6 protein-coding genes and 1 tRNA gene are annotated in these 6724 nt (G+C 31.9%); all 7 read right to left on the bottom strand.

From position 1 onward, the window contains the following. Positions 1 to 283: 283 nt before the first annotated feature. Positions 284 to 357: transfer RNA gene (locus KW502_RS01675), tRNA-Asp, on the bottom strand. Between the two features lie 256 nt (positions 358 to 613). Further along, entirely contained in the window at positions 614 to 1540 is a 927-nt protein-coding gene (locus KW502_RS01670; protein WP_219038790.1) for a DUF58 domain-containing protein, read from the bottom strand. An 81-nt stretch (positions 1541 to 1621) separates the two neighbouring features. Further along, entirely contained in the window at positions 1622 to 1939 is a 318-nt protein-coding gene (trxA, locus tag KW502_RS01665) for a thioredoxin (RefSeq protein ID WP_219038789.1), read from the bottom strand. A 202-nt stretch (positions 1940 to 2141) separates the two neighbouring features. Then, on the bottom strand, positions 2142 to 3887 hold the full coding sequence (locus tag KW502_RS01660) for an LVIVD repeat-containing protein (protein ID WP_219038788.1): 1746 nt from the start codon (positions 3885 to 3887) through the stop codon (positions 2142 to 2144). A 43-nt stretch (positions 3888 to 3930) separates the two neighbouring features. Beyond that, positions 3931 to 5346, bottom strand: a complete 1416-nt coding sequence (locus tag KW502_RS01655; protein ID WP_219038787.1) for a glycosyltransferase family 2 protein — start codon at positions 5344 to 5346, stop codon at positions 3931 to 3933. Next, positions 5346 to 6362: a HEAT repeat domain-containing protein gene (locus tag KW502_RS01650; RefSeq protein ID WP_219038786.1), complete on the bottom strand. Its 1017-nt coding sequence runs from the start codon at positions 6360 to 6362 to the stop codon at positions 5346 to 5348. The genes KW502_RS01655 and KW502_RS01650 overlap by 1 nt, the downstream gene beginning before the upstream one ends. 2 nt (positions 6363 to 6364) lie before the next feature. Continuing rightward, on the bottom strand, positions 6365 to 6721 hold the full coding sequence (locus tag KW502_RS01645; RefSeq protein ID WP_219038785.1) for a response regulator transcription factor: 357 nt from the start codon (positions 6719 to 6721) through the stop codon (positions 6365 to 6367). Positions 6722 to 6724 lie beyond the last annotated feature (3 nt).

Below are 6724 nucleotides of genomic sequence, written 5' to 3'. Positions count from 1 at the left end.
TTCAGCTGAATCCTTTAATGCCAAAGTAAAGGCTTTTAGATCACAATTTAGAGGAGTGAGGAATACCGAATACTTCTTATATCGATTGATTAAATTATATTCTTAAAATCGTAAAAACCCAGATTTTGGACTTGATCCAAAAAAAGCCTCTCCTTTAAACAGGAAAAGCTTCTCATTGGTTGAAACACATCAACATAAAATACCAAATACTTAAATTTAGTACTCACAACACAACTTCGTAAAAAAAGCTCCAATGTTTCCATTGAAGCTTTTAGCAATTTTGCGGTCTGGACGAGACTCGAACTCGCGACCCCCTGCGTGACAGGCAGGTATTCTAACCAACTGAACTACCAGACCGTTGCGTCATTGCGAGTGCAAATATAAGACTGATTTTCGTTTCTGCAAACTAATTTTAAACTTTTTTTTAGCCCAACAACACGGAGTAAAATCAACCAGCTGAAATTCAATAAAATAAGCATGAAAAAAATTTAATTATTTTTAAATAAAAAATTCAAATCGGATTTAAAAGGCATCAATTAAAATTGATATCATAGAAATAAATCAAAATAGCCACTTTAATTCTATCCATAATATCGGCTTTTCGAGACTTATTTTAGAATCTACTTCTCTCTACCATATAGGTAGTAAGTACATCATCAAAAGAACGATGAATTTCTACTGGAACGTATTTAATTTGGTACTGCATACATTTTAGTCTAAGCCGATTAAAATAATCGCTAACAGCTGCTTCATAATTTTCTTTAACCGTTTCAGAATACAAGTTGATTCCTTCACCGGTTTCTACATCGATAAAGCGTTTAGGAACGTTGTCAAAATTGAATTGAAACTCTTTATCGCCATCATAGGTATGAAACAATACAAGCTCATGTTTATTATATTTTAAATGCCTTAGTGATTCAAATAAGCGCTCTTCTTCTTCATCGTCTTGAAACATATCTGTAAATAGAAAAATTAACGAACGTCTTTTCATTTTTTGCGCAATTTGATGTAAAAACGTATAAGTTTTGGTTTTTTTATTAGTGGGTTTATGTAATACCAATTCTTCTAATGCATGTAATAACATATGATGATGTCGCTCACTCCCTTTTTCTGGAGCATAATATTCATAAGTATCGCTATAAACACTTAAACCTACCGCATCGCGCTGCTTTTTTAAAATTTGCATTAGTGAAGCTGAAGCTAAAGCGGCAAAACCTATTTTATTTAGCTGATTAAGGCTTTGTTGCTTTAAGTTAGGATAGTGCATCGACGAAGAGTTATCTATAATTAAATGGCATCGTAAATTGGTTTCTTCTTCATAGCGTTTGGTATAAAGTTTATCGGTCTTAGCATACAATTTCCAGTCTATATGCTTTGTACTTTCTCCATTATTATAAATTTTATGCTCGGCAAATTCTGCCGAAAAACCGTGAAACGGACTTTTGTGCATTCCAGAAATAAAACCTTCTACCACTTGCTTTGCCAATAATTCTATATTGGTAAATCCATTACTTTTATTGACTTCGTCTTGTAAATTCATTTGAATTTGGTTTATAACCTACTAAAAATAAAAAAGGTTTGACTTACGCCAAACCTTTTTACAAAATATATCTTTATAATATTACAATAAAGCATCAATAGCTTCTGTGTATGTATTTTTAGGTGAAACCCCAACTTGACGATTCACTAATTCTCCATCTTTAAAAACTAGTACTGTTGGAATGTTTCTCACCCCGTATTTAGCTGCAAATTCTTGGTTTGCATCTACGTCTAATTTACCAACTACTGCTTTACCATCGTATTCTTTACTTACTTCATCAATGATAGGTCCAACCATACGACAAGGCCCGCACCAAGCAGCCCAAAAATCTACCATTACTGGCTTATCACTTTTCAATACGGTTTCTTCAAAATTTTCGTCTGTTATCTCTAATGCCATAATTTTTTGTTTTTTATTGATATACAAAAGTAAGGAAATATTTTAGTCCTTCCATCGCTTTTAGCATTACATTAGACTATTAAAAGATTGAATAATTTTATTTTAATCACATCTTCACTAGAGTTAACAAGAAAATTAATGATATAAAAAAAGCTAAGATCATAAGACTTCGGCTTTTCAAAAATTAAAATAATTATATTACTTAAAATTTACTTTGGGTGTCGATAAATTGACCACTTACAGTACTATTTTGATGTCTATTTAAAGTGCCATGAACATTGGCAGTAGAAGAATTTCCTTGAAATTCTAACGTAGAGTTTGCTCCCATATTTACATTACCATAAACAGTCAAATCACCATTGATTTGAAGTGTACCTCCACTACTCATATTTAAATTTCCATAAATCGTCACGCTTCCTTCAATTTGCGCTAAGGCATTAGATTTAACTTCAAAAGATAATAATGGGTTTGTTGTAGTTCCTTGTACTAATGAGCCACTCATAAAAAAGTTACCATTACTTGTAATACTGATTGCTTGACTTACAGCAAGGTTACCACAATAAGTTAAGTCTCCCTTTACTTGAATTCCGCTAACACTTGTTGTACCACTATAAGCTTTTTCTTGATTAGAATTAATACTCATCCAAGTTAAACCTGTATACGGCGGAAAATTTTCGCAAGCAATGCTTCCATCTATTGCAGAAGGAACGGTAGTTAAACGTTTAATAATTTTTAAGCCTCCACCACCATTAGCTACAAATAAATATTCCCCTTCACCTTTTACATAATTGGCAGAATCGTCTAAATCTAATATTCCTACATTATTCACATCGGTTACATCATTTCCTACTTCAAATAAACTTACCCCTGCAGATCCTTGGGCTACAATAATATAATTATCTATGGTAGTCACGGCATTTGTTACTACCTCTGCTGGATCTATAGTAGAAGGCAGACTATTCAGGGCTGGCAATGGCAAAGTATTAATTTGATTGCCTGAGTTTAAATCATATATTCCTACTCCATCGGTTCCTTCTGCAGCTAATAATTGATTATTATAAAAAGCAATGGTACGTTTTGCCTCCGGAACATCTTGAAGCGTCGAAAAATTTAAAGTTTGAGATAAGTTATTGGCATTATAAACATACACGCCAGTAGTACCACTTAAAGCAACTAATTGGTTATTGTTAATACCTACAGCTCTTAAATCTGTGATAGAAATACTATTTTGTAAATTTCCATTTTGGTTGTAACGAGCCAACACGCCGTTATCTCCTGAAACTCCATAAATTCTATTTCCATCAACGGTTACATCTACACCAGAAAATCCAGGCATATCAATTAAAGTGAGATCATTAGTTACAGGTAAATCTTGCACTAAGCCTATTCTAAATAGAAGCGCTGGATCTGTACCTTCAATACTTAAAGAAGGATTGGCTCCTGCCACAAATAAATTGCCGTTACTATACACAATCGCATTTATATCTGTATTAGGAAATATAACCTGACTAGCCAATAATGGGTTTTCTGGATCTGAAATATCGATTACATCAATAGCTCCTTTATATTCATCACCTTCAACATTATAAGACACATAAGCGTAATTTTCATGAATAGCGACTTGGGTCGCTTTAAGCAAGGTACCACCTATAGAAGGAGGATTTACGCTAGCAATAGTTATTAAAGGAAGATCTGTACTTGAAACTTCTTCATTAGTACTTAAAGTTCTTATTCTAGGTATTTCTGTAGGTTGAACACCTACATTTTTAAATCCTACAACCCCTAGATTTTCTGTACTTAAACGAGTTGCATCTGCATCTTGAATAATTATTTCTTCATTTTCTAATTGTTCAGCTAAAGATTCTGTTTGATACTCAGTCTGACACGACTGTAATAAAAAAATGAACGCTGCAGCAGCGCTAAAAAATAAGTAGTTGTTTTTAAACATAACAAAAAGTTTAATGACCTAATTAATACTTCTCCTGTTTTTATTATTTAGTAAACCCCTTACGAGTCATTTTCCCCCAGCCTTTTTTTCTGCTAAACAAATCTATATTGCCTCTTACAGAATACCACATGACTAAAGGATGATAACATAAAGGCTCTAAAAAAGAGGCTAGAATAAGTTTAAAAATATCTTTTACATTTTTATATTGCTGAAAAGAATATTCTTCAAAAAAAATAGCTGTAATTGAAAATAATACCGAAAGAAAATATATCACTATAAAAAAACTAATGGAATACATCCAATTTACTTGCTCTGTAAAAATAAGATATAAAAAAAACAAAATTCCAATAAATTCGATGAGTGGGGCCAACCACTCGAAGAAGAACCAATAAGGTGTGCTTAACAGTCCTAAAGTTTTATAATAAGGATTAAATAACATACGCCTGTGAATCCATAAAGTTTCGGCACAGCCTCGAGCCCAACGATTTCTCTGTTTAGAAAGAATAGTTAAATCTTCAGGAACTTCTGTCCAACATAACGGATTTGGAATAAAACCTACCTCGTAAGGAATTTTTTGTTTAATCATCATTTTTCGCATACGCACCAATAGCTCCATATCTTCTCCCACCGTATCTGTATTGTAACCGCCTGCTTCAATTACCAAATTTTTATCGAACATGCCAAACGCTCCAGAAATAATTAACAGACCATCTATGCGTGACCAGGCCATTCTTCCCATTAAAAAAGCTCTAAAATATTCTAAGAGTTGTGCCCTCGCAATAAAACTTTTAGGAAGTTCTACTTTTACTAATTTACCATCTTCTATAACGCACGAATTAGCAATACGAATAACACCACCTGCTGCTATTACTTTACGTTTAGTAGCATTAAGAAATGGTTTTACCAACTTCACCAAGGCGTCTTGCTCTAATACACAATCTACATCTATACAGCAAACTAAATGGTGTTTTGCCAAGTTAACTCCGGCATTTAAAGCATCTGCTTTACCGCCATTTTCTTTATCTATAACCACCAAACTTGCAAAAGAAGATAATTTAGACTTGTAAACTGCCCTCACTTTTGCTGTGTGCATAAAATTATAACGAGGTGAGGTATCTAATTTTAATTGAAAAGTAGTAATTAATTTTTCTAAACTATCGTCTGTACTCCCATCATTAATAATAATAATTTCAAAAGCAGAATAATTAAGAGTTAATAAAGAACGTACATTTTCTATAATGGTAACAGACTCATTATAGGCTGGCGCTAAAATAGAAATTGCGGGAAGGTTAGATGTTTTTAAAAGCGGAACTTCATTTTCAATAGCGTTATTCTGTTTATAGTCTCGTAATTCTAAGAATGAAAAAAAAGACGCTAATAGATAGCCTACATAAACAATTACACTATATAGTATAAATAACCAACTGAATATAGAAAATAGAAGATCAACATTAATCATTAAGAAGTTGATTTTAAATTATATTTAGCATTTTGAAAAGCAAGTTCTAAATATGGATTATCTAAATTAAGATTCAGATTAATTAGCATTTGATAGTCTCCCATTTGAGAAATAGCTTTTATTATTTCTTTTTGCACTAAAAAACCATCATCTTTTAAATTTTGAAGTATAAAAGGCAACGCATTAGATACGTTTAAGGTAGTTAGTGTACGAATAACTTCTTTTTTTATAGCTTGATTACCTTCATTAAGTTTAGGCATTAACTGTTCTATACTTTCATACTGATTAAACAACCTAATCATGCGGATATTAAAAATGCTAACGCTGGTTAATTTATGATTAATATAAGTAGCAAAATTTGGCACTTCACCTATATAAGAATACCGTAAACTATGTTCTATATGAATTTGCTCCCATAAGGTTAACTCTTGGGTTAACTCTTCTAAAAATTCTAAAGGTTTATCATTAGCTGTTTTAATGAAGTAAAGAATGGCTTGTTCTTTTATTTTTTGCCGTTTATGTTTTAAAAAAGGAACCATCAATTCATCATTTTTTATTTTCAATTCAGATAATATATGAATTGCTTTTACTTGATCTACCCACTTTCCTTTTGCTAAAACGTTAAATAAATAATTAGCTAAGCCTACTTCTTCAAAAAAAAACTTTAATCGCTCTATATATTCTCCGGTAAAGTTTTCAGTAAAAATCAAAAACTGTTCTAACGCCACCTCTCGTGCTAGTTGATCTTTTTTAAGATATGTGATAAATGTACTACGCTGCTTTTCTGAATATTCGTCTAAAAACAAGTATTCGTTAATCATGTTAGCCAGTTCTTTTTCAAAACTTTTTCTTTTGACTACGATTAACAATTTTCGATAACGTAGGCTTACAATAAAAAATACTAAAAAAACAATCATGAAAAAAAACAGCAATCCTGCTGTTATATTAAATTTCACAAAAAATGGTAAACCATTAAAACTAGCCCATAATTCTTTTAGCAGAGAGACGATTTTCATTATTATTGCAAGACTCTTTTAACTCGCAAGATAAGTTCATTAGGGTTAAATGGCTTGGCTATAAAATCTTTTACGCCTAATTGAAAGGCGTTCATAATCATTTTTTCTTGATTAGCTACAGATAAAACAATGATAGGAATAGACTCATAGTTGTTTTTTACAAACTCAATAAGTTCTATGCCGTTCATATATGGTAACATAATATCTGTAATAATTAATTGAAATTGATGAGCTGCTAATTCTTTTTGCGCCTCTCTGCCATCTAAGGCTATAATTACCTCATAACCTTCTCTTTGTAATTTAAATGCTACAGCATTGGCAACCATCTCATTATCTTCGACTACTAAAACTTTACTCATTAC

The organism is Mesonia aestuariivivens (assembly GCF_019311235.1).
GTDB classification, from domain to species: domain Bacteria; phylum Bacteroidota; class Bacteroidia; order Flavobacteriales; family Flavobacteriaceae; genus Mesonia; species Mesonia aestuariivivens.
Note: the sequence above shows the minus strand (reverse complement) of the source record. Positions and strands in the feature narration are given on the sequence as shown.

Coding starts and splice junctions, on each gene's coding strand:
- KW502_RS01655 (WP_219038787.1), bottom strand. CDS start 5,346: ATGATTAATGTTGATCTTCTATTTTCTATATTCAGTTGGTTATTTATA.
- KW502_RS01645 (WP_219038785.1), bottom strand. CDS start 6,721: ATGAGTAAAGTTTTAGTAGTCGAAGATAATGAGATGGTTGCCAATGCT.
- KW502_RS01670 (WP_219038790.1), bottom strand. CDS start 1,540: ATGAATTTACAAGACGAAGTCAATAAAAGTAATGGATTTACCAATATA.
- KW502_RS01660 (WP_219038788.1), bottom strand. CDS start 3,887: ATGTTTAAAAACAACTACTTATTTTTTAGCGCTGCTGCAGCGTTCATT.
- KW502_RS01650 (WP_219038786.1), bottom strand. CDS start 6,362: ATGAAAATCGTCTCTCTGCTAAAAGAATTATGGGCTAGTTTTAATGGT.
- trxA (WP_219038789.1), bottom strand. CDS start 1,939: ATGGCATTAGAGATAACAGACGAAAATTTTGAAGAAACCGTATTGAAA.